Annotated in this window: 25 protein-coding genes; 15 read left to right on the top strand and 10 right to left on the bottom strand. The window is 59.5% G+C overall.

Going from position 1 to position 26,465, the window contains the following annotated elements:
• The first annotated feature begins 32 nt into the window (after positions 1-32).
• The 8 genes from GSF67_RS18040 (at position 33) to GSF67_RS18005 (ending at position 9,722) form a co-directional block, all read left to right on the top strand.
• A complete protein-coding gene (locus GSF67_RS18040) occupies positions 33-1,628 on the top strand; it encodes a GMC family oxidoreductase (protein ID WP_035215765.1) in 1,596 nt (531 codons plus the stop codon).
• A 13-nt stretch (positions 1,629-1,641) separates the two neighbouring features.
• Entirely contained in the window at positions 1,642-2,526 is an 885-nt protein-coding gene (mmsB, locus tag GSF67_RS18035) for a 3-hydroxyisobutyrate dehydrogenase (RefSeq protein ID WP_006313878.1), read from the top strand.
• The gene (locus GSF67_RS18030) at positions 2,523-4,478 is read left to right on the top strand and encodes an acetoacetate--CoA ligase (RefSeq protein WP_176072059.1); all 1,956 of its coding nucleotides are present in this window, start codon (positions 2,523-2,525) and stop codon (positions 4,476-4,478) included. Before mmsB ends, GSF67_RS18030 begins: the two co-directional genes overlap by 4 nt.
• 4 nt (positions 4,479-4,482) lie before the next feature.
• Entirely contained in the window at positions 4,483-5,268 is a 786-nt protein-coding gene (locus GSF67_RS18025; protein WP_006313889.1) for a 3-hydroxybutyrate dehydrogenase, read from the top strand.
• Between the two features lie 117 nt (positions 5,269-5,385).
• Positions 5,386-6,429 carry a helix-turn-helix domain-containing protein gene (locus GSF67_RS18020; protein ID WP_006313891.1) on the top strand — a complete coding sequence of 348 codons (1,044 nt, stop codon included), beginning with the start codon at positions 5,386-5,388 and terminating at the stop codon, positions 6,427-6,429.
• A gap of 146 nt (positions 6,430-6,575) precedes the next feature.
• Positions 6,576-6,872 (top strand): hypothetical protein, encoded by a 297-nt coding sequence (locus GSF67_RS18015; RefSeq protein WP_006313893.1) that lies wholly within the window; start codon positions 6,576-6,578, stop codon positions 6,870-6,872.
• Positions 6,873-6,948: 76 nt separating this feature from the next.
• Entirely contained in the window at positions 6,949-7,290 is a 342-nt protein-coding gene (locus GSF67_RS18010; RefSeq protein ID WP_006313895.1) for a hypothetical protein, read from the top strand.
• A gap of 95 nt (positions 7,291-7,385) precedes the next feature.
• Positions 7,386-9,722 (top strand): glucose/quinate/shikimate family membrane-bound PQQ-dependent dehydrogenase, encoded by a 2,337-nt coding sequence (locus GSF67_RS18005; protein WP_006313897.1) that lies wholly within the window; start codon positions 7,386-7,388, stop codon positions 9,720-9,722.
• Positions 9,723-9,792: 70 nt separating this feature from the next.
• Here GSF67_RS18005 and GSF67_RS18000 read toward each other — a convergent pair whose 3' ends face one another.
• Entirely contained in the window at positions 9,793-10,293 is a 501-nt protein-coding gene (locus GSF67_RS18000) for a ferritin-like domain-containing protein (protein ID WP_006313899.1), read from the bottom strand.
• Positions 10,294-10,466: 173 nt separating this feature from the next.
• Between GSF67_RS18000 and GSF67_RS17995 the strand changes: the two genes are divergently transcribed.
• Entirely contained in the window at positions 10,467-10,952 is a 486-nt protein-coding gene (locus GSF67_RS17995; protein ID WP_006313900.1) for an MgtC/SapB family protein, read from the top strand.
• Between the two features lie 6 nt (positions 10,953-10,958).
• Here GSF67_RS17995 and GSF67_RS17990 read toward each other — a convergent pair whose 3' ends face one another.
• From GSF67_RS17990 to GSF67_RS17965, 6 genes are read right to left on the bottom strand one after another with little or no spacing between them, the layout of a single operon-like run.
• Positions 10,959-12,185 (bottom strand): FAD-binding oxidoreductase, encoded by a 1,227-nt coding sequence (locus GSF67_RS17990; RefSeq protein WP_006313901.1) that lies wholly within the window; start codon positions 12,183-12,185, stop codon positions 10,959-10,961.
• 19 nt (positions 12,186-12,204) lie between these two features.
• Complete coding sequence (locus GSF67_RS17985; protein ID WP_006313902.1) at positions 12,205-12,615, bottom strand: TIGR02588 family protein; 411 nt, start codon at positions 12,613-12,615, stop codon at positions 12,205-12,207.
• 7 nt (positions 12,616-12,622) lie between these two features.
• Positions 12,623-13,483 carry a TIGR02587 family membrane protein gene (locus tag GSF67_RS17980; protein ID WP_006313903.1) on the bottom strand — a complete coding sequence of 287 codons (861 nt, stop codon included), beginning with the start codon at positions 13,481-13,483 and terminating at the stop codon, positions 12,623-12,625.
• Positions 13,484-13,538: 55 nt separating this feature from the next.
• Entirely contained in the window at positions 13,539-13,979 is a 441-nt protein-coding gene (locus GSF67_RS17975; RefSeq protein WP_006313904.1) for a PPC domain-containing DNA-binding protein, read from the bottom strand.
• A gap of 58 nt (positions 13,980-14,037) precedes the next feature.
• Positions 14,038-14,598 carry a type 1 glutamine amidotransferase domain-containing protein gene (locus GSF67_RS17970; RefSeq protein ID WP_006313905.1) on the bottom strand — a complete coding sequence of 187 codons (561 nt, stop codon included), beginning with the start codon at positions 14,596-14,598 and terminating at the stop codon, positions 14,038-14,040.
• 18 nt (positions 14,599-14,616) lie between these two features.
• Positions 14,617-14,838 carry a hypothetical protein gene (locus GSF67_RS17965; protein WP_006313906.1) on the bottom strand — a complete coding sequence of 74 codons (222 nt, stop codon included), beginning with the start codon at positions 14,836-14,838 and terminating at the stop codon, positions 14,617-14,619.
• Between the two features lie 287 nt (positions 14,839-15,125).
• Between GSF67_RS17965 and GSF67_RS17960 the strand changes: the two genes are divergently transcribed.
• The 3 genes from GSF67_RS17960 to GSF67_RS17950 are packed head-to-tail and all read left to right on the top strand — an operon-like array spanning position 15,126 to position 18,884.
• Positions 15,126-15,950, top strand: coding sequence for an N-formylglutamate amidohydrolase (locus GSF67_RS17960; RefSeq protein ID WP_006313907.1), 825 nt, complete (start codon positions 15,126-15,128; stop codon positions 15,948-15,950).
• Positions 15,950-17,827 (top strand): flavohemoglobin expression-modulating QEGLA motif protein, encoded by a 1,878-nt coding sequence (locus GSF67_RS17955; protein WP_006313908.1) that lies wholly within the window; start codon positions 15,950-15,952, stop codon positions 17,825-17,827. The genes GSF67_RS17960 and GSF67_RS17955 overlap by 1 nt, the downstream gene beginning before the upstream one ends.
• A 10-nt stretch (positions 17,828-17,837) precedes the next feature.
• Complete coding sequence (locus GSF67_RS17950) at positions 17,838-18,884, top strand: glutathione synthase (protein WP_006313909.1); 1,047 nt, start codon at positions 17,838-17,840, stop codon at positions 18,882-18,884.
• Here GSF67_RS17950 and GSF67_RS17945 read toward each other — a convergent pair whose 3' ends face one another.
• Together GSF67_RS17945 and GSF67_RS17940 are read right to left on the bottom strand one after the other, a co-directional pair.
• The gene (locus tag GSF67_RS17945) at positions 18,885-19,904 is read right to left on the bottom strand and encodes an NAD-dependent epimerase (protein WP_006313910.1); all 1,020 of its coding nucleotides are present in this window, start codon (positions 19,902-19,904) and stop codon (positions 18,885-18,887) included.
• 86 nt (positions 19,905-19,990) lie between these two features.
• Entirely contained in the window at positions 19,991-21,322 is a 1,332-nt protein-coding gene (locus GSF67_RS17940; protein ID WP_006313911.1) for a UDP-glucose/GDP-mannose dehydrogenase family protein, read from the bottom strand.
• A gap of 381 nt (positions 21,323-21,703) precedes the next feature.
• Here GSF67_RS17940 and GSF67_RS17935 point away from each other — a divergent pair, with 381 nt between their 5' ends.
• Positions 21,704-22,591 (top strand): DMT family transporter, encoded by an 888-nt coding sequence (locus GSF67_RS17935; protein ID WP_006313912.1) that lies wholly within the window; start codon positions 21,704-21,706, stop codon positions 22,589-22,591.
• A gap of 33 nt (positions 22,592-22,624) precedes the next feature.
• On the opposite strand, the gene GSF67_RS17930 is transcribed toward GSF67_RS17935, so the two are convergent.
• On the bottom strand, positions 22,625-23,527 hold the full coding sequence (locus GSF67_RS17930; RefSeq protein ID WP_006313913.1) for a LysR family transcriptional regulator: 903 nt from the start codon (positions 23,525-23,527) through the stop codon (positions 22,625-22,627).
• Positions 23,528-23,739: 212 nt separating this feature from the next.
• Here GSF67_RS17930 and GSF67_RS17925 point away from each other — a divergent pair, with 212 nt between their 5' ends.
• Both GSF67_RS17925 and GSF67_RS17920 read left to right on the top strand, forming a co-directional pair.
• Positions 23,740-25,269, top strand: a complete 1,530-nt coding sequence (locus GSF67_RS17925; protein ID WP_083815923.1) for an aldehyde dehydrogenase family protein — start codon at positions 23,740-23,742, stop codon at positions 25,267-25,269.
• Positions 25,270-25,498: 229 nt separating this feature from the next.
• Complete coding sequence (locus GSF67_RS17920; protein ID WP_006313916.1) at positions 25,499-26,452, top strand: aliphatic sulfonate ABC transporter substrate-binding protein; 954 nt, start codon at positions 25,499-25,501, stop codon at positions 26,450-26,452.
• The last annotated feature ends 13 nt before the right edge of the window (positions 26,453-26,465 follow it).

Below are 26,465 nucleotides of genomic sequence, written 5' to 3'. Positions count from 1 at the left end.
CGACGCGGCAAGGGTGGCGCATGGAGAACGACATGGGCGAATATGACTATATTGTCATCGGGGCGGGGAGTGCCGGATGTGTCCTTGCCAACCGCCTTTCAAAGGATCCGAACAACCGTGTCCTGCTCTTGGAGGCGGGTGGCAATGACAATTACCACTGGATCCATATTCCCGTCGGTTATCTCTATTGTATCAACAATCCGCGCACCGACTGGTGTTTCAAGACGGCCGAAGAGCCGGGGCTCAATGGCCGCGCGCTGATCTATCCGCGCGGCAAGGTTCTGGGCGGCTGCTCCTCCATCAACGGCATGATCTACATGCGCGGCCAGGCGCGGGACTACGATGTCTGGCGCCAGCTTGGCTGCGAGGGCTGGGGCTGGAGCGACATCCTGCCCTATTTCATGAAGTCGGAAGATTTTTACCGCGGCAAGAGCGACCTGCATTCCGCCGGCGGTGAGTGGCGGGTGGAAAAAGCCCGCGTGCGCTGGGATGTGCTGGACGCCTTCCAGAAGGCGGCAGGCGAAGCAGGCATTCCCGCGACCGATGACTTCAATCGGGGCGACAATGAAGGTGCCGGTTATTTCGACGTCAACCAACGTTCGGGCTGGCGCTGGAACACGGCCAAGGCGTTTCTGAAGCCGGCACTTGGCCGCAAGAACCTCACGGTCCTGACCAAAGCGCATGTCAAGCGGCTGATCATCGAGGAGGGCCGAGTTACGGGCGTCGAGTTCCACCATGACGGCGTCCTGAAAAAGATGCGCGCACGGCGCGAGACGGTGCTATCAGCCGGCGCGATCGGTTCGCCGCATATTCTGGAGCTTTCCGGTGTCGGCCGTGGCGACGTTTTGCAGGCCGCCGGTATCGACACGGTGGCGGAGGTTCATGGGGTGGGCGAAAACCTGCAGGACCATCTGCAATTGCGCATGGTCTATAAGGTTTCCGGCGTTCTGACGCTGAATGAACGGGCCTCCACCCTGTTCGGCAAGGCGCGGATCGGGCTGGAATATGCGCTGACCCGCTCAGGACCGATGTCGATGGCGCCGAGCCAGCTTGGCGTCTTCACCCGTTCTTCGCCGGAAAAGGAAACCGCCGATCTGGAATATCATGTCCAGCCGGTTTCGCTCGACAAGTTCGGGGATCCGGTTCACACTTTTCCGGCCATTACCGCAAGTGTCTGTAATCTGCGGCCGGAAAGCCGGGGCTCAGTGCATGTGAAAGGACCGGATTTCGCCATGCAGCCGGAAATCCGCCCGAACTATCTTTCCACCGAAGGCGATCGTCAGGTGGCCATCGACGCCATGCGGCTGACGCGCCGCATCGTCGCCCAGCCGGCGTTTTCCCGCTTTAACCCGCAGGAATACCGGCCCGGCCCGTCTTTCGAAAACGACAATGATCTGGCCAAGGCGGCGGGCGATATCGGCACCACCATCTTCCACCCCGTCGGCACGTTGCGCATGGGGTCGGATGTGGAGAGCGTTGTCGATAACAGGCTGAAATTCCGCAGGCTCGCCGGGCTGCGCGTCGCCGACGCCTCGGTGATGCCGCGCATCACCTCCGGAAATACCAATTCCCCGACGATCATGATTGCCGAAAAGGCTGCCGACATGATCCTTGCGGATAATCGCTGAAAGGAACGCACCGATGAAGACCGTCGCTTTTCTCGGGCTGGGACATATGGGCCTGCCGATGGCCGCCAATCTCGTCAAGGCGGGGTACGCCGTCAGGGGTTTTGATCTTTCCGAAGCCTGCCGCACGGCGGCGAGAGAGGCCGGAATTCCCGTTGCGGCGGATGCGACTGAGGCCACGCACGCGGCGGACGTGGTCATCACCATGTTGCCGAAGGGCGAACATGTTGTGTCGGTCTATGGCGACCTGGTTCGAAAGGTATCCGCCGGAACGCTGCTCATCGATTGTTCGACGGTGGATATGGAAAGCGCGCTGAAGGCGCATGAACTGGCCGCTTCCGCCGGTTGCCCCTCGGTCGATGCGCCCGTTTCCGGCGGCACCAGCGGGGCGGCGGCCGGCACCCTGACCTTCATGTGTGGCGGCGAGCCGGAGGCTTTTTCGGCGTCAAAGTCGGTGCTGGAGGCGATGGGCAAGAAGATCGTGCATTGCGGCAAAGGCGGCAATGGCCAGGCGGCGAAGATCTGCAACAACATGATCCTCGGCATTTCCATGATCGCGGTTTCCGAGGCCTTTGTGCTCGGCGAAAAACTCGGCCTTTCGCACCAGGCGCTGTTCGATGTTGCTTCCACCTCCTCGGGGCAATGCTGGTCGCTCACCACCTATTGCCCGGTGCCGGGGCCGGTGCCGACATCACCCGCCAACAAGGATTACCAGCCCGGATTTGCGGCGGCCTTGATGCTGAAGGATCTGAAGCTGTCGCAGGCAGCGGCCAATGGCACGGGTGTTTCCACCCCGCTTGGGGCTGCAGCATCGGCGCTTTATGAGAGTTTCGTTGGCGAAGGTGGCGGCGGGCGTGATTTTTCCGCCATTGTCGAAATGCTGCGCGGAGGCGAAGCATGATGGAGACCATGCCATCCGATATTCTGTGGGTGCCGCCGCGGGAAAGGCTGGAGCACTCGGCGCTTTTTGCTTTCGCGGCGAAAACCGCACCGCTGCACGGTCTGGCTGCCGATGATTATGCCGGCCTCTTGCGCTGGTCCATCGACGCCCCGGATGAGTTTTACGATGCGCTGTGGGACGAACTCGCGATCATCGGCACGCGCGGCGAGGCGGCATTCAAAGCCGGCGCGACGATCCGGGACGCCGAGTTTTATCCCGGCGCGCGGCTCAATTATGCGGAAAACCTGTTGCGCGATGCCGATGAACGGTTGGCCATCATCGCCTATCGCGACGATGGCACACGACGCGAGATAAGCCGCAGGAAGCTCTATGATGAAGTGTCGCGCATGGTGCAGGCGCTGGTCCATGCGGGCGTGAAGGAGGGCGACCGTGTCGGCGCCATCGTCACGCATGATATCGAGGCGATCGTCAGTTATCTGGCCGTGAGCGCCATCGGGGCCATCTGGTCGTCCTGCTCGCCGGATTTCGGCCCGGCAGGGGCTTCGGACCGTCTGTCGCAGATCGACCCGAAAATCCTGATCGCCGTGCCGGAATATGGTTATGCCGGCAAACGCATCGATGTCGGCCCGACCATCCGCGCCGTGGCGGAAAGTGCGAGGCCTGAAAAGATCGTGCTGATTGGTGATTTGGTTGCCGAAAGCCTCGCCGATCTTGGCTGTTTGACGCTTGCGGATTTCGTCGCGCCCTATGCGGCGGGCGAGATTGCCTTCAACCGTCTGCCCGTGAAGGCGCCGCTGACGATCCTTTATTCTTCCGGTACGACGGGCAAGCCGAAATGCATCACCCATTCCGGCGGCGGGCTGCTTCTTCAGCATATGAAGGAGCAGAAGCTGCAATGCGATATCAGGCAGGGCGAACGCTTCTTCTATTTCACCACCTGCGGCTGGATGATGTGGAACTGGCAGGTTTCCGGTCTGGCACTCGGCGCGACACTGGTGACCTATGACGGTAATCCGGGCTATCCAAATACCGCGCGGCTGATTGACCTTATCGATGCCGAGGGTATTGCCACTTTCGGCACGTCGGCGAAGTTCATTGACGCCTGCCTGAAAGCGGGCCTGCAGCCGCGCGAGAGCCATGACCTCTCATCGTTGCGGACAATCGTTTCCACCGGCTCGCCGCTCATCCCGCAATCCTTCGATTATATCTATCGCGACTGGAAGGCGGATGTGCATCTCGCCTCCATTTCTGGCGGTACTGACATCTGCGCCTGTTTTCTTGGCGGCAATCCGCTGCAGTCGGTTCATCGCGGTGAATTGCAGGGCGCGATGCTTGGCATGGATATCGATACGCTCGATGATGAAGGCCGTTCCGTTCGCGGCGTCGCCGCTGAACTTGTCTGCCGCAATGCTCACCTGTCCATGCCGGTCAAATTCTGGGGCGATGAGGACGGCTCACGTTATCACGCCGCCTATTTCGACCGTTTTCCCGGTATTTGGGCACATGGTGATTTTGCCGAACTGCGCCCCTCCGGCGGATATGTCATCCATGGCCGCTCGGACACGACGCTTAATCCCGGCGGGGTCCGTATCGGTACGGCGGAAATCTATCGGCAGGTGGAAACCGTGCCTGATGTCGAGGAGGCCATTGCCGTCGGGCAGGATATTGACGGCGACCAGCGGGTGATCCTTTTCATACGCATGAAGGAAGGCGCGGTCCTGACGGAGGAGCTGGAAAAGACCATTCGCAGCCGCATCCGTTCAGGTGCGACGCCGCGGCATGTGCCGGCAAGGATCATCGCCGTCAGTGCCATTCCCCGTACCCGTTCAGGCAAGATTTCCGAAATCGCGGTGCGCGAAACCATTCATGGCCGGCCAGTGAAGAATACCGATGCACTCGCAAATCCGGAATCGCTCGAACTTTTCCGCAACCTGCCGCAGCTGAAGGACTAGACCGATGGAGGATCAACCGAAAACCGTGCTGGTCACGGGTTCCACCAGCGGCATCGGGCTCGCCATCGCCAAGCGTTTTGCCGAAGCCGGGTTTCTGGTCGCCGTCCACGGTGTGGAGACGGCGGCGGAGGGCGTGCAGGCCCTTGAAGCGGTTGCGACAGTGGCGCGCCACCGGCCGGTCTATTTTTCCGCCAATCTCGCCCATTACGACGAGAGCGCGCACCTTCCGGAAAAAGTCATCGCCGAGTTCGGCCATATCGATGTGCTGGTCAACAATGCCGGCATCCAGAAGGTCGCGCCGATCGACGAGTTCGATTTTGCCGATTTCTCGCGCATCGTCGCGATCTCGCTCGACAGCGCTTTCCATACGATCCACGCAGCCCTGCCGGGCATGAAGGAAAGGGGCTGGGGCCGCATCGTCAATATCGCGTCCGCGCATGGATTACGCGCCTCACCCTTCAAGGCACCTTATGTGGCAACCAAACACGCCGTGGTTGGGCTGACGAAAAGCGTGGCGCTGGAAGTGGCCGAGCTGGGCATCACCTGCAACGCCATCTGCCCGGGTTATGTCTGGACCCCGCTGGTTGCAGCCCAGGTGGCCGATCAGGCGCGGGTGCATGGCATGAGCGAGGACGATGTGGTGAAGAAGGTGATGCTTGCGCCACAGCCGACCAGACGGTTCGTGCAGCCGGAGGAAGTGGCGGAAATGGCGCTTTATCTTGCGGGCGATATGGCGCGCTCCATTACCGGCACTACCATTTCCATCGACGGCGGCTGGACGGCGAAATAATTTTTATGTGTCTGCCTTTGCGAACCGTCTCGCCACCTTCCGGCATTGTTAGGCGATTTCAATCCTGTATAGTTTTCGTGGACGGCGAGGTGAGCGCCGTGTTCACGGAAAAGCGGCATGATGAACACAGGGTCTTTTGAAGCGCCGCTGGCGCGATCGCGTTTCGATACGCGCCATGTGCCGAAGCGCGATGCGATGGGGTTGTGGCGGGATTCGATCAACGTGCTGTTCGATGCCCGGCTGCGTAGCTCGCAAGATGATGGTTTCTTCGCCAGTGTCGATGCCGCTTTCATCGGCAATGTCGCACTTGGCCGCACGCAATCCTCCGCGCAGGATTTCGACCGGTCGCGCAACAAGCTTGCCCGTGACGGCATGGATGGTTTTCTCCTGCAATTTTATGCCAGCGGCAAGAGCATGTCGCGGCGAGGCACGGGTGAAACGGCCGGCCCGGGAGACCTCTATATCATCGACATGGCGCAACCGCTCGCCACCGCGACGACCGATCACGATCATCTGAGCCTGGTAGTGCCGCGCCGGTTGCTGGAAGGCAGGCTTATCGGCTCCGGCAATCATCACGAACGTGTGCTGCCGGCCGGTCTGCCGCTGGTATCGCTCCTGCGGGAAACGATGACGAGCATCTATCGCCATTTTGATGTCATGAATGCCAATGACGGCGCGGCCACGGTCTCGCCGCTTCTGGAGCTCGCGACCGCTGCCATCAACAACCACGTCCGGGAAGACAATGCGCAGGGCGTGCAGCGGGCGCTGCGGGCCTCTATCCGGCGTTATATCGACAATCACCTGCTCGATCCTGCCCTGTCGGTGGAAAAGGTGATGGGCGAATTCGGTGTGTCGCGCCGCACGGTCTATCGGCTGTTCGAGCCGCTTGGCGGCTTTTCGGCCTGTATCACCCATCGCCGTCTCGAACGCGCCATGGATTTTCTGCGGGCACCGCAATCATCACACATGACGATTGCCGATGTGGCGGCGGCTTACGGTTTCACCAATCCGGAAAATTTCAGCCGCGTCTTTAAAAAGACCTTCGGCCTCTCCCCGCGCCAGATCCGCCACTTCGCGTCGGAAAACCGTGATGTCACCTCGGAGATTCTGAAGCCGGACAGTGCGGAGTGGATGCGCTGGATCGTGCAGCTGGGGCGCTGATACCGATCAGTCGAATTTTAGCTGGCACTTTATGACGGTTCGCTGGCACAATTTAACCATTCGTCCCGTTTGCGTTGCAACAGGGGTGCAAATGCGCGTCCAACATGTCAAAATCTGCGGGTTATTTTTCATAGAAATATTGCCTGATGATCATGATGTTGAGAATTCCTGCTTTTCTGGACCTGTTGATCCTGTGGCGCGGATGGCGCCGCGGGGTAAAAAAATACCTTTCCTTTGCCCGTTTCGGCTCGGACTTTCGAAGTGTGACGCCGCCCTTGCCGTTGGCGGGTTCCGGCAGTCCCGCAGACTGTTCGTGGGAAACGGATGAGGACGAAGCCCGGCAGCCGGTATCCTGGCTCGGCCTCGGGCAAAGCTTCAGCGCGGTGGAGGTGGCGGACTGTGACGGTTCAAACCGATCCCGTCTGCCGGTCGAGTGCGGTTAAGGTCGTTCTTCTGCCGTCTGGAACAAAACCCTATCCCGGAGGATTAGGTCCCAAACGGTTACAGGGAGTGAAAGACATGGCCAGGGAAAACACCGGCTATCTCGACAGTCGGGATGCGCCAAAAAGCGAGACGGCAACGCGTGCGCGACAGGGATCCCGCGGGCGTCCCGTTCTCGTCATCTTGATTGTCAGCGTGTTGCTTGCGCTGGTTGTGTGGGCTGTCGTTGAATATTCGGTTTTCGAACCGGACGAGAACCTGCCGCAGAACCCGCAGACCGAGACCGCGCCGGTGCCGCAGCAGCCGTCAGGCTCGGGCACCTTCGACAACAATCCGGCCAATGGCCGCGCGGCACCGCCGGCATCGACCGAGACTAATCCGACGCCGCAGGATTCGACCGGGGCACCGCGTAATCCGTGATCACGGGGTGAAATCCCCATGATGATAATTTGTATGGAACCAGATTGCGCCCGATTCCATTTCACACAAAGTGACAGGAATCGGGGGTTTCATTCATGGCAGTCACCGTCACTGCGGTCATTCTTACGCTGATCGGCCTTGCGCTGTTCGGCTTCGGCTCTCAACTCGTCATGTTGGGCGGGAGCTTTTATTATCTTCTTTCCGGACTGGCCTTTCTGTTGACGGCCGTTCTGCTGTTCAAGCGCAATCGCGCCGCCCTTCACGTTTATGCCGTTTTCATTGTCGCGACGCTTGCCTGGGCAGTCTGGGAAGTCGGCTTTGACTGGTGGCAGCTTGGACCGCGCGGCGGCGTCATTATTCTCATTGGCCTTTGGCTGCTGGTGCCGTGGGTCAGGAAACCGCTTGGCTTTTCAAGCCCGACCGGTCTGAGTTACGGCCCTAACGCTTGGCCGCTGGTGCTTTCCGTTCTCGCCTCCTTTGCAGTTGCCGGCTATTCCATGGCGCAGGACCCGCATGATCAGGCGGGTTCGTTACCGCAGGAGATCGCATCTGCGGCACCTGTCTATGGCGGCGAAGTGCCTGACGGTGACTGGCATCAATATGGCCGCACACCCTATGGCCAGCGTTATTCGCCGCTGACGCAGGTCAACGTCGACAATGTCTCCCAGTTGAAGGAAGCCTGGCGTTATCAGACGGGGGACGTGAAGTTGCCTGATGATGTGGGCGAGACCACCTATCAGGTCACGCCGCTGAAGATCGGCAATACGCTTTATATCTGCACGCCGCATAATTGGGCGATCGCCATCGATGCCGCCACCGGCAAGGAAAAATGGAAATACGATCCCAATGTCGGTCTCAATCCTGATCGCCAGCACCAGACGTGCCGTGGCGTTTCCTATTATGCCGAACCGAACGCCGCTGCCGGCACGGCCTGCGCCCAGCGCGTGTACCTGCCGACCTCGGACGCGCGGCTGATCGCGCTCGATGCGGCCACCGGCCAGGTCTGCACCTCCTTTGCCGATCAGGGTGTGCTGCATCTTGAACAGGGCATGAAGTACAATCCCGCCGGTTATTATTATTCGACCTCGCCGCCGGTCATCGCGGCTGGCAAAATCATCATCGGCGGCGCGGTGAACGACAATTATTCGACGCAGGAGCAGTCCGGCGTCATCCGCGCTTTCGATGTGAATAGCGGTGCTCTCATCTGGAACTGGGATTCCGGCAACCCGCAGAAGACCGAGCCTATCGCGGCGGGTGAGACCTATACGACCAACTCACCCAACAGCTGGTCGGTGCTGAGTTATGACGAAGGCCTCGGCCTCGTCTACGTGCCGCTTGGCAACCAGGTGCCGGACCAGCTTGGCATGGGCCGCAGCGAGAATGTCGAGAAATATTCCTCCTCGATTGTCGCGCTCGATATCAATACGGGCAAGGACCGCTGGGTGCGCCAGACGGTACATCACGATCTCTGGGACATGGATGTGCCGGCCCAGCCGGTGCTGCTCGACATCACCAAGGATGGCCAGACGGTTCCGGCCCTCGTGGGTCCCACCAAGCAGGGCGACATCTACGTGCTCGACAGGCGCACCGGTGAGCCGCTTCTGCCGATTACCGAGGAACCGGCGCCGACCGGAGCCATCCCTGAAGACTTCACATCCCCGACGCAGCCAACCTCGGCGCTGTCGTTCAAGCCGGAACCGCTGCAGGAAAAGAACATGTGGGGCGTCTCCATGTTCGACCAACTCGCCTGCCGCATCCGCTTCCATCAGCTGAATTACAAGGGCCGCTATACACCGCCTTCGCTCAACGGCTCGATCATCTATCCCGGCAATTTCGGCACGTTCAACTGGGGCAGCGTGGCGGTGGATCCCGAGCGTCAGGTGATGTTCGGCATGCCAACCTATCTCGCCTTCACCTCGCAGCTCGTGCCGCGCGCCGACATTCCGCCGAAGGGACAGGATGAAAAGGGCAGCGAACAAGGCCTCAACCGCAATGACGGTGCGCCCTATGGCGTCTTCATGGGACCGTTCCTCGGTCCGCTGAAAATCCCCTGCCAGGCCCCGCCATGGGGTTATGTCGCGGGTGCCGATCTGCGGATCGGTGATGTCGCCTACAAGCACAAGAACGGCACGGTCTATGACATGACGCCGCTGCCGCTGCCATTCAAGGTGGGCGTACCGGGCATTGGCGGACCGATGATCACCAAGGGCGGCGTCGCCTTCCTCGGTGCGGCCGTCGACAACTATCTGCGCGCCTATGATCTCACCACGGGCAAAGAACTCTGGGAAGCGCGTTTGCCAGCCGGCGGTCAGGCAACGCCCATGACCTACTCGCTCGAAAACGGAAAGCAATATGTGGTGATGGTCGCGGGCGGCCACGGTTCGGTCGGAACCAAGCCCGGTGATTACGTCATCGCGTATACGCTGCCCTGAGGTCCTCACCTTTCAGGCACAAAAAAACCGGAATGGGTGACCATTCCGGTTTTTTGTTTGGCTGTGCACCTTACGCTGCCTTTTTCTCAGCGGCGGCATTAACGGAGGTCTTGGCGAGTGCTGTCAGCGCCTCGTCGGTTTTTGATTCTTCCTTGAGCGTAGCGTCCAGCAGCGAGACCGCCTTGGTGTGGCCCAGCTTTTCCGCCCATGCTTTCAGCGTGCCATAGCGGGCGATCTCATAATGCTCGACCGCCTGTGCGGAGGACACCAGACCAGCATCGAGGGCAGGCGTGCCCTTGAAATCCTCGATGATCTCTTCACCTTCGGCGATGATGCCCTGAATGGCCTCGCAGGTCTTGCCCTGTGCCCGTTTGCCAATGATCTCGAACACTTCCTGCAGGCGTTCGACGTGGCCCTGGGTTTCTTCCTTGTGCTTTTCAAAAGCCTGTTTCAGCTTCGGATCGGTCGCTGCCCGCGCCATTTTTGGCAGGGCTTTCAAGATCTGCCTTTCGGCGAAATAGATATCCTTCAGCGTGTCATAAAACAGGTCGTCGAGTTTCTTCTCGGCCATCGTTTCATCTCCCATGATAGTGAAACTGTGTGATGTGCGTCCATGCGCACGGGAAACAAACCTTTCGCCGCCGCAATGGTTCCGGCTCCGTTGCGTGCAACCTTTATATTGTCGCGCGGAACCAACGTCTCTCTGCACACTTAGTGTGAGACATTTCGGCAGGAGAGACGAGCATGCCCCAAAGTCTGGCAGAAGAATTTTCCATGAATATTTCCATCCCCTTCGAGGTGCTGGTGGTGCGTGTGTTCGGCGCGGTCATCCTGTGCGGCCTGATCGGTCTGGAGCGGGAATTCCACAAGAATACCGCCGGCCTGCGTACCAACATGCTGATCGGCCTCGCCGCCGTTACCTTCTGCATCATCACTATCCACATGATGGAAACGATGGCGGAAGGCCATGAGGCGGCGCGGCTTGATCCCATTCGGCTGGTAGAGGCCGTGACGGCGGGCATCGCCTTTCTCGCGGCGGGCGTGGTCGTTTATACCCGGGGTGACGTCAAAGGCCTGACGACGGGCGCCAGCATGTGGCTATCTGCGGCGATCGGCCTTTCTGCCGGTCTCGGCATGTGGCCGCTCGCCCTTGTTGCCGCTGGCGCCGGTATCGTTGTGTTGTGGGCGATCCGCCACCTGCAGGTGGCGGCCGGCATCAAGGAGGATTGACGGGCATCAGCCGAAGCGGAAGAGATCGGCGTCGGGATCCTTGCCGCCACTGACGGCGGCTGCCACGATTTCGGCAGCGATCTGGCTGAAGGTGATGCCGTTGCCGCCGAAGCCCATCACAGCATAAACGTTTTTCATGCCCGGCACGGCGCCGATCAGCGGCAGACCGGTGGTAGTTGTGCCGAAGGCCGCCGCCCAGCGATAGTCCGGTGCACCCATATCGATGCCGATAAGCTTTTCGACCTTGCGGCGGATCGCCTCCGCCTTGGCGGCCAGTTTGCGCTCCGACTGGTAGGCGGTGGGGTTTTCCTCATCCTCTCCACCAGCGATTACCCGCCCGTCGCGGTCGGTGCGCAGGTAGAGATAGGGATCGGACGCCTCCCAGACGATATGGCTCTCCAGCCAGTCGGGTAGATCGAGCCCTTTTTTGCTCGCCAGCGCCCAGGTGGAAATGATCTGATGTTTCGGGCTTTCCAGCATTTTCAGGAATTCATAACCGGTGCAGAAGACGACGCTGCGGGCGGAAAGGATTTTGCCGTCGGCAGTGGCGAGAACAACCTCGTCGCCGCGGTTTCTGAGGTCGGTAATCTCGAGCTTCGAGACGATTTCCGCGCCTGCGGCCGCCGTATGGCGCAGCAGGCCGGCCGTCAGCTGTGCTGGATTGGCCGAGGCCGAGATGTCGCTGAGGATGGCGGCGGTCCGGTCCAGCCCATACTGCTCCCGTAGTTCTCCGGTGGAGAGGAAGCGGGCTTCGATGCCGGCCTCTTCACGTGCAGCCGCTTCGGCTTTCAGTGCGCGCGAGCCCATTTCATCGCCGGCGAGATAAAGCGCCTGTTTGCGTTTCATGCTGCAGGAAATTCCGAGCGAAGAAACGATTTCCTCCAGACGCAGGACGGCGCGGGCGGAACGCTGCCATGCCCTGTCGGCGGCATCCTTGCCGATCATCTTTCTGAGTTCCGTCAGCGGCGTGTCGATCTCGTGCTGTATCATCGCCGTGCTGGCCACGCTGCTGCCCATGACAGGTTCGCGCCGGTCGATGATGAGCATCGTCTGTCCGGGCCTGTGCAGCGCATGGGATACCAGCGCGCCGCTGATGCCGGCCCCGACGACGATCGTGTCGTAATGGTTGGCAGCGGGTGTGTGCGTGCTGCGGATGCCGATGCGTGGGGTATCGGCCCATATCGGCTTTGAATCCCTGAGATCGCGTTCTTTCGTCAGTTCCGATGTCGGCATGGGGGGTGTCCTGGATGGGTCAAGGCTCGGTATAGCCGGCGACAGTGAGGGTGAGTGTTCCGTTGCGGGGGTCGCTGCGGAAGAAAAGCGTGCCGTTGTCCTTCGATTCCGACGCGACATAATCGAAGGTGACGTCGGCGTTTTCAGGTGAGGCGCCGTTTTGCTCCAGATCGCCACGCACATGCACCTGCGCCGCGGTGGTCATGGAAAGATTATGAATGGCGAATTTCACTCGATATTGCCCGGTCTGCCCCTCCACGCCGGTGACGGCAATCTCGAAGCGGGCCTCTTCGGGTGAATAGCGATAGATGTCATAGGCGATCCAGCCGAACATGGCGGCGACGAGCAAGGTGGAGATGGTTCCCGTCACCCATTCGATCCAATGCGGATCGGCGCTTTCCGTCTGTTTTCCATCTTTCGATATCGTCATCTTCTCCTCACAGGATCAGCCGGGCCGATGCCGCGCCGATAGAGGCTGGAACGCCGAGAATAACGGCGGCATTCATGATCTGGGATAGCGAGGTGTGGTCGAGGCGCTCAAATGTCCAGAGCGTGTAGATGCTGATGGCGATGGCAACGACATAGCCGGGCAGGGTGAAGCGAATGAAAGCTTGCCACCATTGCTGCCCTTCATGCAGGCGATGCGAGCCCCTGAAGTGAAGAGCGTAGACAAAGCCATGCATGATGGCGATGGAGAGCAGGCATAATGCCAGGATGTGATAGGGCGTCACTTTGTAGGCGATCAGGATCATTTCTTCCGTCGGAGCGACATTGAGGCTGAGGAAGAGCGCGCCGACCATCATCATGAACAGCTCGTGAAGATAACCCGTCTCGCCAGAATATTCGCCCTCCTCCTCGTCTTCCGCGTCCGAGCGCTGACCCAATTGGCTGCGGCCGAGCAGCGCACCAATGCTGGCCGGCACCGACTGCAACGCGACCTTGGCGACGATATTCGAGGCGGTCAGCTGGTCGTTCAGAATGCCGAACAACAAAAGCACGGCTGCACTCACCATGATGCCGAGCCCATAGGCGGTTAGCGTGTCGCGCCAGGCCTGGCGCCAGGAATCCGTCTTTTCGAAACCGATGCGGCGTGCGAGCAGAAAGAGCAGCGGCAGATTGAGGATGCAGAGCAACAGAAGCCGCCATGGATTGACGTATAATCCGAGGAACCACATTTCCATGGTCATCAGCATGGGCAGCGCAAACAGCAATGCGCCCGCGGTGCCGCGCGCCAGACCGGTCAGAAACTGTCTGACCTCGTCATCGTCTGCGTGTTTTCTATTGACTACTGCCGCCATCCCGACCCCTCATGCGAGGAGATAACGCGATGGCGTTTTTCCGGTTCCGTCCGGTTTATTTTGCAGGGTCGATCAGAGCAATGCCGAATTCCCTGTTATAGCTGCGCCGGAGTTCTGCGGGCGTTTCGCGAATGACCACTTCCAGCGTAGGACGCACCACGCCCTTCAGAAAATGTCCGCCTCTGGTGGACCCATCGGCAAAACCGAGAACCACATGCAGATGCGGATTAGGCACGCCGTTCTCGTCCAGCGTGATATCACCCAGCAGGCTCAGGACCTCACTCTGCTCGGCGACCGGTATTTCCTGATAGTCCTGCGTCTTAAGATCGAAAAATGCGAGCGTCGCGGTCGCAAAGGCGCCGATCGCCGTGACCGAAGCAGCGTTTATATTTTCTGCCCTGGCAAAACGGCGGATAGCGTCAAAGGCCTCCTCCTCGGGATCCACGATAAGGATGAAGGTGCGCTCCGCGCCGCCTGCCAGTAATCTGCTTTTCATATCGTTCTCCCAAAAAAAGTGCCGCCGGAAGCCGGCGGCACGACAATGTGCTGGTATCTTAAGCGGCGCGTCGTTCGTGGCGGCCTTCTTCGACCTCTTCCACGATCTTTGCGACGAATGCATCGAGATCGTCAGGGCTGCGAGAGGTGATGATCCCCTTGTCGGTCACCACTTTTTCGTCCTTCCAGTTGGCGCCCGCATTTTTGAGGTCTGTTTTGATCGACCAATAAGAGGTGGCGTCGCGGCCACGGAGCGCATCGGCTTCAATGAGAAGCCACGGCGCGTGGCAGATGGCGGCAACGACCTTGCCGGACTTGACGAAATCTCGAACGACCCGCATTGCATCCTCATCGTGGCGGAGAATATCGGGGTTGATCTGGCCGCCGGGAAGAACCAGCGCGTCGAAATCATTCACTTTCACTGTCTTGGCGGAAAGGTCGACGGCGATGCTGTCGCCCCAGTTCTTTTCATCCCAGCTCTTGATTTCGCCCTCCTTGATGGAGGCGATCTTCACGTCGGCACCCCTGGCCTTCAGCTGTTCATAGGGCACGCGCAACTCAGAGCGCTCGTAGCCGTCTGTCGCGAGAATGAGAATCTTTGCAGCATTGATGGCAGTCATGTCTGTCTCCTTCTAAATTCAGTCTTCTTTGTCGGAATTGATGGATGGCAGGAAAAATTCCACGTCCTTGCGGCGCTCGGCATCGAGTTTTTCGATATGCGCCTGCCAAAACTGTTCGGCGTCGGCAGGTTCGTTCTCCCATTGGCGCACGAATGTCTTGTTATCGTCGATCATCACCTGACGTGTGCCGCCAAGCCGCAGATATTCTTCCGCAAGTTTGCGCGTTTCGGTCTTTTCCATGTCGCGGCTCCTTCAGGGTGGAAATCGGACGGAGGGACGCCGGATGGGTAAGAAGCTCGGCTGCCATTTCGTTGGCCACCGGGAGAAAACGGAAAAATCCCGGTGTTCTTCAGCACCATCGTGTCCGTTTGACACGGCGGCCCTCCTGCCAGAACAACGTGGGCTTTCCGGTATGGTTCCCCAGTTTTTCGAAGGGCTTTATCGCCCCGCGCAAATGAATAGTGCGCAATTTTAACCGGAACAAACCGGCGTCTTCCATTGTTTTACACCCCATGCAGGGAGGCAGCATGGCAGCCAGAAACGACGACAAATATCGCGGCGATACCGAAAACAAAGGTTTCTGGACGATCGACTTTGGTCGGTCGCCAGTCATCGGTACGGCCATTCATGATGGTCATTTCATCCGTTCGGATATAGCCAGCCTGATGGCGCTTTCCCCGGAACAAAGATTGCGCGAGGAAGACCCTTTCACCGGCGAGATGATTGCGGGACTGACAAACCGCCTCGTTGTTCATCATTCGCGTTTCGAAATTGATCTCAATCGTGCGGCCGATCAGGCGATCTATCTGAAGCCGGAGCAATCCTGGGGGCTTGAGGTGTGGAGCGAGGAGCCATCGCAAGACGCTGTTCGCCATTCACTCGATTTCCATGCGGATTATTACGCGATGCTTGAGAGCGTTCTCTCGTCCGTCGAGCGGCGGCATGGGCCTTTCGTGGTACTGGATGTGCACAGCTACAATCACCGCCGCCAGGGTGCCGGCGAGCCGCCGACTGCCCAGGCGGAAGCACCGGATATCAATATCGGCACGTTTTCCATGGATCGCAGCCGCTGGAACGATGTCGTCAGTGCGGTGGGACAGCATTTCGCATCCGCGACCATTGGCGGCCGCCGCCTCGATGTGCGCGAGAACGTGGCCTTTCAGGGCAAGGGGGAACAGACCCGCTTCATCCATGAGCGCTTTGCCGAAAATGGCTGCGCCATCGCGATCGAATTCAAGAAATTTTTCATGGATGAATGGACCGGAGAGCCGGACAGACGTGTGGTATCGGACATCAGAGAGACGATCGCTGCCCTTCAGCCGGTTCTCGAAGACTGTCTGAGGTCGCGGTGATGGCCGGTTCCTCCGCTCGCCGAGAACTTTCCCCCATCGCCGATCTGGTGGATGACGTCGTCTCCTGTCTTGAGGCTGGCAAGGCGATCCGCCGTGATGTCGGCAAGGACGGCAGGCTCCACATCGACCGGCCGTTGCCGTTCCTCTGCCTGCACCTGACCGGGGGTACGAAAAATCTCGCCGCGCGCGATATCGCCGCCGCCCATGCCTCCTATCTCATCGCTTCGAATATTCAGGAGGCGGCACCCCTGATCGAGGCCGTCGGCGCTGCCATGCGGCAGCGCTTCGGTGCTTTCATCGTGCTCGACATCGGTGAACTCGAACACGATATCCTGCTGGCTGATGATTCTCCCTTCCTGCCACATTACGAGGTTTCCGTTTCGGCAACGGCCGAACCTGAGACGCAGAAAGCCCGCCGGGTTTTCATCAAGGCGGTGTGTGATGCCGAAGTGCGTTTTCGCACGCCGCGTATCACCCGGCCGGAGCCGGAAGCCGATCCGGTCCTCCGGTTTCAGAATGCCGGACTGGATTTTCCGTGCATCAGCGTGCGCTTTGCGCCGATCTATCGCCAGCCGGAATCCGGTGCTGACTATCCCGGCCTGCGTGAGACGATGATCGCCGATCTTTTCGACGCGGGTTTACAGGCATTCTCGTCATTTTCGTCCGGTACGGATGCGCTGACGGTCACCAGCCATCGGGCGCTCGGCCGCAAGGCCTTTGTCGACGCCGTCCGGCGCGCTGACCGCTCGGTTGACGAGATCGTGTCATCCTTCGATTTTCTTCTGTCCGTCACGCCGATCAATGCCCGCCGAGCCTTCGAGGAGTTTCGCGATGGCAGCTTCCAGTTTGCGCCGCGCCTGCTTTACCGGCCGCTGGGCGTCGATGTCGAAGAGCAGAAACGCAAGCTCTATTCCATTGTTTTCGAGCATCTGGAAGACCCGGTTCTCTATCATCTCTATCGGGAGAAACAGCAGGAGATCGACCTGCAACTGACGATGCTTGCAAGCCTGCACCGTCGCACTTTTACCGATTTTTCACGCGCCCTCTATGGCGCTGTCGAACCCGCTCTTCTGACCCTTGCACTTCGTGTGCTCGAGGATTGCCCGCGTGCGAAAGAAACCAGCGAAATCGCCATGGTGGATTGTTACGCGGTCGCCAAGAAATCTCGGGAGATGGTCGAGACCTATCTGGGAGAGGAACCGGAGTTCAAGGCCCGTGTCGAAATCCGCGACGACCTTCCGCCTGGCCTGATGGTGACGGGCGAGAAGCTGCTGATTTCCCGCCACACGGTTATGGAAGAGCGACGTGTCGAGGCGCTGTTGTCACATGAAATCGGCGTGCATCTTCTCACCTATTTCAATGGCTCGTCCCAGGGCCTCAGGCTCTTCCGCACCGGCCTTTCCGGTTATGAGGGCGTGCAGGAGGGGCTGGCGGTGCTGGCGGAGCATCTGGCCGGCGGCATGACGCGGGAGCGCCTGCGGCTGATCGCCGGTCGTGTCGTGGGCTGCGCCGCCATGCTTGACGGCGCGACGTTCGTGGAGACCTTCCGCATCATGACCCGCGATCATGGGTTTGATGAGGCGGGCGCCTTTAACATGGTGCTGCGCATCTATCGTGGCGGCGGTCTTTCCAAGGATGCGATTTATCTGCGCGGGCTGGCCGAGGTGCTGGACCATCTGCGCAGGGGTGGCGCGCTCGATCCCTTCTGGATGGGAAAGATCGCCGCCAAACATTTTCCGGTCATGCAGGAGCTGGCCTTGCGCGGCCTGTTACGGCCGCCTGGGGTCAGGCCTGCATTTTTATTGCCCGCCAAGGCCAATGAGCGCCTGGAGAAAATCCGGGCGGGATTATCAATCGCCGAACTGGCGACATTATAGGAGGGGCTTCATGCGTATCGCATTTTTTGTCAATTCCATCGAAACCGAGGGGCCGACCTTCGCGACGGGCCTGCTGGCCATGGCGGCCCTCAATCGTGGGCATGATGTGGTCTATCTGACACCGGGGGATTTTACCCTACGCTCCGATGACACCCTGGCGGTTCACGCCACTGTCATCCGCAAGGGAAAATACAAGAAGCCCGAGGCTTTCCATGCGGCGCTCCAGGACAAGGCGCTTGAGCGCATGACCATGGATGTGGAGGAAATCGATGCGCTGATGCTGAGAAACGACCCTTCGCTCGACCAGACGACGCGGCCATGGGCTGTCCATGCGGGCATTCTGTTTGGCCGGCTTGCCGAGCAGCGCGGCGTCGTGGTGCTCAATGATCCCGAAGGCCTGGCGCTTGCGCAGAACAAGCTCTATTTTCAGAGCTTTCCTGAAATCGTTCGCCCGACGACACTGATTTCCCGCAATGTCGACGAAATCCGCGCCTTTGCCGATACCCATCCCAAGGGGGTCATCGTCAAACCCCTGCAGGGTTCCGGTGGCAAGAATGTCTTCAAGATCGGGTCGAGCAAAGAGACCAATCTCAACCAGATTTTCGAGGCGGTGAGCCTTGAGGGGTACCTGATCGCGCAGGCCTATCTGCCGGCCGCGAAAGAGGGCGATGTGCGGTTCTTCATGATGAATGGCAGGCCTTTGATGCGCGACGGGCAATATGCCGCGCTTCGCCGTGTGCCGGCCAAGGGCGACCTTCGTTCGAATATTCACGCGAACGGCACGGCCGAAGCGGTGAAGGTGACGGATGAAATCGTTGAGCTTGCCGAAATGATGCGGCCGAAGCTGGTGGAGGATGGCATGTTCCTTGTCGGCCTCGATATCGTCGGTGACAAGATATTGGAGGTGAACGTCTTCTCGCCGGGCGGGCTGGCGAATATCCTTGAACTCACCAATGTCGATTTCAGCGATACGATCATCGAGGCAGTGGAAACCAAGGTGTCGATGCAGGCGGCATCCGGCGGTGCCCTATCGAACAGGCTGCTGGCGACGCTTTGACTATTCCGTGCGGTTTCCGTTCATCCCGCGATACCAGGCGACGAGGGCCTTGATGCCCTCTTCGACCGGGGTCTGCGGCACATAACCGGTCAATGCCCTCAGAAGATCCGGCGAGGCGAAGGTGCGCGGCACGTCGCCCTGCTGCATCGGCAGCATGTTGCGGATCGCCGGCTTGCCGACTGCCTTCTCAATCGTTTCGACAAAGTGCATCAGCTCCACCGGCTGGCCGCCGCCGATATTGACGACACGGAAAGGTGCATGGTGCGAAAGCGTGTCGGTCACGCCTTCCTGTGTCACGCGGTTTTCCTCTGATGGGATCACGGCGCTCAGCCGGACGATGCCTTCGACCAAATCATCGATATAGGTGAAATCACGGCTCATATTGCCTTGCCCGTAAATATCGATCGGCTGGCCGTTGGAGACGGCGTCCACAAATTTGATCGGCGCCATATCCGGGCGTCCCCACGGGCCATAGACCGTGAAGAAACGGAAGGCGGTGGTGGGCAGCTTGTGCAGATGCGCATAGCTGTGCGCCATCAATTCCATGGATTTTTTGGTGGCGGCGTAAAGCGTCATCGGCTCGTCGGCCTTGTCGCTTTCCGCAAAGGGGATTTTTTCATTGGCGCCGTAGATGGAGGAGGTCGATGCCAGCATCAGGTGCTTGACCTTAAGGCTTCTGGCAAGCTCCAGCATGTTGAACGAGCCGATGAGATTGGAATCGATATAGGCGCGCGGATTTTCAAGGCTGTAACGAACACCGGCCTGTGCGGCGAGGTGGATGATGATTTCTGGTTCGGCGGCTTCTGCCGCCCGCTTCAGCGCATCGGTATCTTCGAGCATGCCGATCTCGGCCCGGAAGCCGTTGGAGCGGGCAAGGATGGCGTGGCGTTTTTCCTTCAGGCTGACATCGTAATATTTCGTCATGCCATCGAAGCCGGTGACGAAGTGTCCGGCATCCAGCAGCCGTTTCGCAACGTAAAAACCGATGAAGCCTGCCGTGCCGGTAACCAGATAACGCATGATGACTATGTCCCGAATCCGTTGGTGCGTTTGCGGTCAGACCGAAGCGCGGAAAATCTCTTGATGAAATTGCGAAAGCGAAGCCTTCAGGTGTCGTTGCCCGAACTGCCTTCATGCGGGCGACCCACCGCGGCATAGATGAAGCCATGGCCGGCGACCTCGTCCGTGCGGTAGATATTGCGCAAATCCACGAGCACAGGACTTTTCATGATGGCTTTGAGGCGCGGCAGGTCTAGCGCGCGGAACTGGTTCCATTCCGTCACGATCACGACGGCGTCGGCGCCTTCCGCTGCCTCGTAAGGGCCGGCCGCATAGTCGATATCTTCCATCAGGTGCCGGGCATTCGCCATGCCTTCCGGATCGTAGCCGACCACCTTTGCGCCGCCATCCTGCAGGGTCTGGATGATGGCGATGGCCGGGCTGTCGCGCATGTCGTCAGTGTTCGGCTTGAAGGTCAGGCCCAGCACGGCGATTTTCTTGCCGCGCACGTCACCGCCCACCGCATTGATGACCTTGCGGCCCATGGCGCGCTTGCGCGTGTCGTTGACGGCGATGGTGGTTTCGATCAGCCGTACCGGCGCATCATAATCCTGCGCGGTCTTGGCGAGCGCCAGCGTATCCTTCGGGAAACAGGAGCCACCATAACCGGGGCCGGCATGCAGGAATTTCGAGCCGATACGGCCATCGAGACCAATCCCGCGGGAAACATCCTGCACATTGGCGCCGACCTTTTCGCAGAGGTCAGCCATTTCGTTGATGAAGGTGATCTTCATCGCCAGAAAGGCGTTGGCGGCATATTTGATGAGTTCGGAAGCGCGCCTTGTGGTGAAGAGCAGCGGCGACTGGTTGAGGTAAAGCGGGCGGTAAACTTCGGTCATCACAGGGCGTGCGCGCTCATCCGAGAGGCCGACGACAATGCGGTCCGGCCGCTTGAAATCCTCGATGGCAGCCCCTTCGCGCAGGAATTCCGGGTTGGAAACCACGGCAAAATCGGCCGAGGGGTTTTCCTCGCGAATGATGCGCTCCACCTCGTCGCCGGTGCCAACGGGAACAGTGGATTTGGTGACGATGACGGTGAAACCATCAAGAGCATGGGCGATCTCTTTCGCTGCCGCGTAGACATAACCGAGATCGGCATGTCCATCCCCGCGCCGCGAAGGCGTACCGACCGCGATGAAGACGACATCGGCATTGGCGACAGCGGCGGAAAGATCTGTCGTGAAGCTCAACCGGCCAGCCTTGGCGTTGTTGGCGACGATGGTTTCCAGACCCGGCTCGAAGATCGGAATATGGCCGCTTTTCAAAGCCTCGATTTTCTCCGGCATCTTGTCGACGCAGACCACATCATGGCCAAAATCTGCAAAACACGCGCCGGACACGAGGCCGACATAACCCGAACCGATCATCACAATCCGCATTCTTTTTCCTTTCGGTTAGCGAGGCCATGTTAACGCGGCTGCACCGGCCGGGGAAATCGGCGGGTGAAAAATCGCATGATGATGTTTAGCCGCCTTCATGTCCGTCGCCAAGCGCCACGATCAACACCGGCTAACCTCTTTCCATGACGGTGATGTGATGGCCTTGGCGGGACAAATTTGCCGCACCTTGCAGCCATTTGCACCAGCTGCGTCCAATCCGGCAATTTTGCCGTTTTTGCGGCTTGCACTCATAGGTAGCCGGGTCTAGCCATAGGGTCGAGGATCAAATCTGCCAGACTGTCTGCCCTTTAATAGGGTGCTCGGGTCGCGCCACGCGGCCGGGGGATGCTTTGCGTTGCGGTCGATGTTCGGGGAAGTCAAATGCAAAAGGGTTTTCTGCTCGGTCTGTTCGCTTATGCGACCTTTTCCATGGGCGATGCCACGATCAAGTCGCTTGGGTCACAGATCAGCGTTTTCGAGATCGGCTTCTTCAGCATCCTCTTTTCCGGCATCTTCATCTTCTTCAGCAAGCCACGGGAGGAAAGGTGGCGCGAATTCTGGCGCATGAGCCGGCCCTTTGCTGTGCATGGGCGCGCGATTTCCGGTCTCTTCGCCGGTATTTTCGGCATCTATGCCTTCACCACCATTCCGCTGGCCGAAGCTTATGCGCTGATCTTTCTGTCGCCGCTTTTCGTGACCGTGCTTTCTGCCGTGGTGCTGAAGGAGAATATCGGCCCATGGCGCTGGGCGGCGGTTCTGGCCGGCATCGTCGGTGTCATCCTCGTCGTACGCCCGGGCTTCAAGACGCTGGAACTCGGCCATATCGCCGCCATCGGCGTGGCGTTCCTGGCGGCCATGACCATCGTGCTTTTGCGCTCGCTGGCGGGCAAGGAAAAACGCACCTCGATCATGGGTGTGCTGTTGATTTACGGGCTAACTTTCAATGGGATCGCTTCCATTCCTGATTTCGTCATGCCCAACCTGCACCAGCTTCTGGCCTTCGCCTTCATCGGCCTTTGCACGGCGACGGGACAGATCACACTTCTGGTCGCCACCCGCATTGCGCCGGCAAGCCAGATCGCGCCCTCGCATTATTCGCAAATCCTCTGGGCAGTGGCGATCGGCATGACCTTCTTCCACGAATACCCTGACGCCATCGCGGTGCTGGGTCTCGCCGTCATCGCTGCATCGGGGCTTTTGACGATGATCCGCGAAAAAGTCAGGCTCGGCACCGTGCGCTGGAACCCGTTCTTCCGCAATCGACTTTGATCGTCGATTATCGACACAGGCGTACATAACGGCCTAGACCGGCTTGCCCACCTGATCGAGCAGCCACGCCTGAAAGGCGCGGGCAAGTACATTGTCCTGACGTCCCTCCGGCAGGGCGACATAATAGCTCTTGTCGGTCTGCAAGGGGATGTCGAATACGATTTCGAGGCGGCTGGAGGCAAGCTCTGCCTCAATGAGATATCGCGGCAGAAGGGCAAAACCGATGCCGCTCGCGGCGGCCTCGATGATCATCGAAAACTGGTCGAAACGGCTGCCCTGATAGGCATTGTCTGCGGTCACGCCGTTCATTTCCAGCCATTCCGTCCAGAGTTTCGGCCGCGTCGTGACATGCAGCAGCGGTTGCCGGGCCAGATCCTGTGCTCGGTTCACGCCGGCGCGGCGGAGCAAAGCAGGGCTGGCAACCGGCACGATCACTTCATTGCATAAGAACGTACAGGTGCCATGTGCCCAGATTGGCTGGCCATAATGAATGGCGAGATCGAAACCTTCCTCGTCAAAATCGAAGGGATGCGAGCGTGAGCCGATTGTGATCGTCATATCGGGGTTGGCATCGATGAAGCGGGAGAGGCGCGGCATCAGCCAGCGGCTTCCGAATGTCGGCAGTGTTGCTACGGAAAGGGATGCATGCGACGTCCCGGCGGAAACCGCACGCACCATCAACTGTTCGGATTGCTGCAACAGGCGCCGCACATCGGGCAGGAATTTGCGCCCGGCTTCCGAAAGCACGACCCGTCTGCGGATGCGCTCGAAGAGCTGCATTCCCGTCTGGGCTTCCAGCTCGCCGATCTGTCGGCTGACGGCACTCTGCGTGAGGTTGAGTTCTTCAGCCGCGCGCGTAAAATTGCCATGCCGTGCCGCGCATTCGAACGCTTGCAGGGTAATGATATCAGGAACCAGTCTTCTGCGCGGATCCATTCTATTCTCGCATCAACTTACCCGCTTTCCTCATTGGAAAAGGGTCGTTATGGCCATATATGATTACGGGAAAGAATGGAACGGTGTTTTCCAGCGCTGCCGGCCCAGTTTCAAACAACGAATGAAAAATTCGGGGAAAGATGAGTGACGGGAGTTGAAAGCGCCGTATCCAAACGGCCTTTCCTCCCCTTTCAACCACAAGGACGATGGACATGGATGCGATGACGAAGCTTGACGTGAAACAGGAAGCCGCGGCTCTGCTCGACAAGATGGGTGTTGCCCGCGATCTTTATACCGGCGGCGACATGGCGTCCTTCAGCCCCGTGACGGGTGAGCAGATCGCGAGCCTCAGGTCCGTGTCGGTCGAAGGTGTCGCAGCCGTGGTCGACAAGGCGGATGCGGCGTTCAGGACCTGGCGTAATGTGCCGGCGCCCCGTCGTGGTGAGTTGATCCGCCTGCTGGGCGAAGAACTGCGCGCCTTCAAGACCGATCTTGGCCGTCTCGTCTCGCTGGAGGCGGGCAAAATCCCGTCCGAAGGCCTCGGTGAAGTGCAGGAGATGATCGATATCTGCGATTTCGCCGTCGGTCTGTCCCGCCAGCTTTACGGCCTCACCATCGCCACCGAACGTCCCGGCCACCGCATGATGGAAACCTGGCATCCGCTTGGCGTCGTCGGCGTCATCTCGGCCTTCAATTTCCCCGTTGCCGTCTGGTCGTGGAATGCCGCACTTGCCCTCGTCTGCGGTAATTCGGTGGTCTGGAAGCCTTCGGAGAAGACCCCGCTTACGGCCCTTGCCGTGCAGGGCATCTTCGAGCGCGCCGCCGCCCGCTTTGGCGATGCGCCGGAAGGTCTGTCCCAGCTGCTGATCGGTGACCGCGCCGTGGGTGAAGCCATGGTGAACAATGCCAAGGTGCCGCTCGTCTCCGCCACCGGCTCGACCCGTATGGGCCGCGATGTCGGTCCGCGTCTGGCCAAGCGCTTCGCCCGCGCCATTCTGGAACTTGGCGGCAACAATGCCGGCATCGTCTGCCCGTCTGCCGATCTCGACATGGCGCTGCGCGCCATCGCCTTCGGCGCCATGGGCACCGCCGGCCAGCGCTGCACGACGCTTCGTCGGCTTTTCGTGCATGACAGCGTCTATGACGAGCTCGTGCCGCGCCTGAAAAAGGCTTACGCGTCCGTCTCCGTCGGCAATCCGCTGGAAAGTTCCGCACTCGTTGGCCCGCTGGTCGACAAGGCGGCCTTTGACGGCATGCAAAAGGCGCTTGAGGCTGCCAAGGCGGCCGGTGGCGTTGTGAATGGCGGCGGCCGTGTGGATACCGGTGCGGCAGATGCCTATTACGTGAAACCTGCACTCGTCGAAATGCCGAAGCAGGTTGGTCCGGTGCTGGAAGAGACCTTTGCGCCGATCCTCTATGTCATGAAGTATAGCGATCTCGACCAGGCGATCGACGCGCATAACGCCGTTGCTGCTGGTCTTTCCTCGTCGATCTTCACCCGCGACATCCAGGAATCGGAACGTTTCCTGTCGTCGGAAGGCTCGGATTGCGGCATTGCCAACGTCAATATCGGCACATCGGGTGCGGAAATCGGCGGCGCGTTTGGCGGCGAGAAGGAAACCGGTGGCGGCCGCGAATCCGGTTCGGATTCCTGGAAGGCCTATATGCGCCGCGCCACCAACACCATCAACTATTCCAAGGCGCTGCCTTTGGCGCAGGGCGTTTCCTTCGATATCGAATAAGCACATCCTAGGACGATTGATGTATATGCCGGCGCCGCGTGCGCCGGCGTTTTCGTTTGGGGCTAAAAATGAGCCGCCGCCAATATTTGCGGAGAAGCATGATGGTGGCGGAATTTTATTCCTGCCATATCCGTTATATTGAATTATTGTCTCTCTATCGTTTTTATTGAAAACCCTAGCATTGCTCCATATCGCAGACCGGCCAGTGGGGCTGGTGATAGGAGATGAAATGCCAGCCATTACCCGACGCGCTCTTTCCGCCGGTCTTATCGCCGCCGCCGCTCTTTCTGTTCTTCCTTTTGCCGCACAGGCTGCGGAAGAACTGAAGATCGGTTACCAGAAAACCGGCCTGCCGGTTATCGCAAGGCAGCAGGGCGTCATCGAAAAGGCGCTCGAGGCCAAGGGCGTCAAGGTGTCCTGGGTGGAGTTCACGGCAGGCCCGCCGCTGGTGGAAGCCCTGAATGTCGGTTCCATCAATGTCGGCTGGACAGGTGATGCACCGCCGATTTTCGGACAGGCGGCGGGTTCAGCCATCGTTTATGTCGCGGCGCTTCCTTCGAACGGCAAGGGCGAGGCGATCTTCACCAAGCCTGAAAGCGGCATCAAATCGGTTGCCGATCTCAAGGGCAAGAAGGTCGGTGTCGGCAAGGGCACCAGTGCCCACAATCTGCTGGTGGCGGCGCTGGAGAAAAACGGCCTGAAACTCAGTGATATCGATGTGACCTATCTCAGCCCCGCCGATGCCGCGGCTGCTTTTGCCAGCGACAAGATCGATGCCTGGGCCGTATGGGATCCATTCTACGCGATTGCCGAAACCCGCTACAAGCCGGTCACTCTGGCTCGCACCAGCGAGGTTCTTGATGTCAGCACCTATTTCCTCGCCAATCGCGATTATGCCAAATCCCATGCGGATACGATCAACACCACCGTCGGTGCCTTGGGCGAAGCGGCGAAATGGTCTGCCGCCAACCGCGACAAGGTGGCGGCTGCCCTGCACGAGGTGACGGGCGTTCCATTGGAGGCGCAGACGCTTGCCGCCAACCGCTCGGAATTCGGCATCACCAGGATCGACGACAAAATCGTCGCCAGCCAGCAGGAAACCGCCGACCGCTTTTATCGTCTGGGCCTCATCCCGAAACAGATCAGCATCAAGGATGCCGTCTGGTCGGGTGCGACCAACTGAGCCAGACCGGAGG

Source organism: Agrobacterium sp. CGMCC 11546, from assembly GCF_013365515.1.
Taxonomy (GTDB): Bacteria; Pseudomonadota; Alphaproteobacteria; order Rhizobiales; family Rhizobiaceae; genus Agrobacterium; species Agrobacterium fabrum.
Note: the sequence above shows the minus strand (reverse complement) of the source record. Positions and strands in the feature narration are given on the sequence as shown.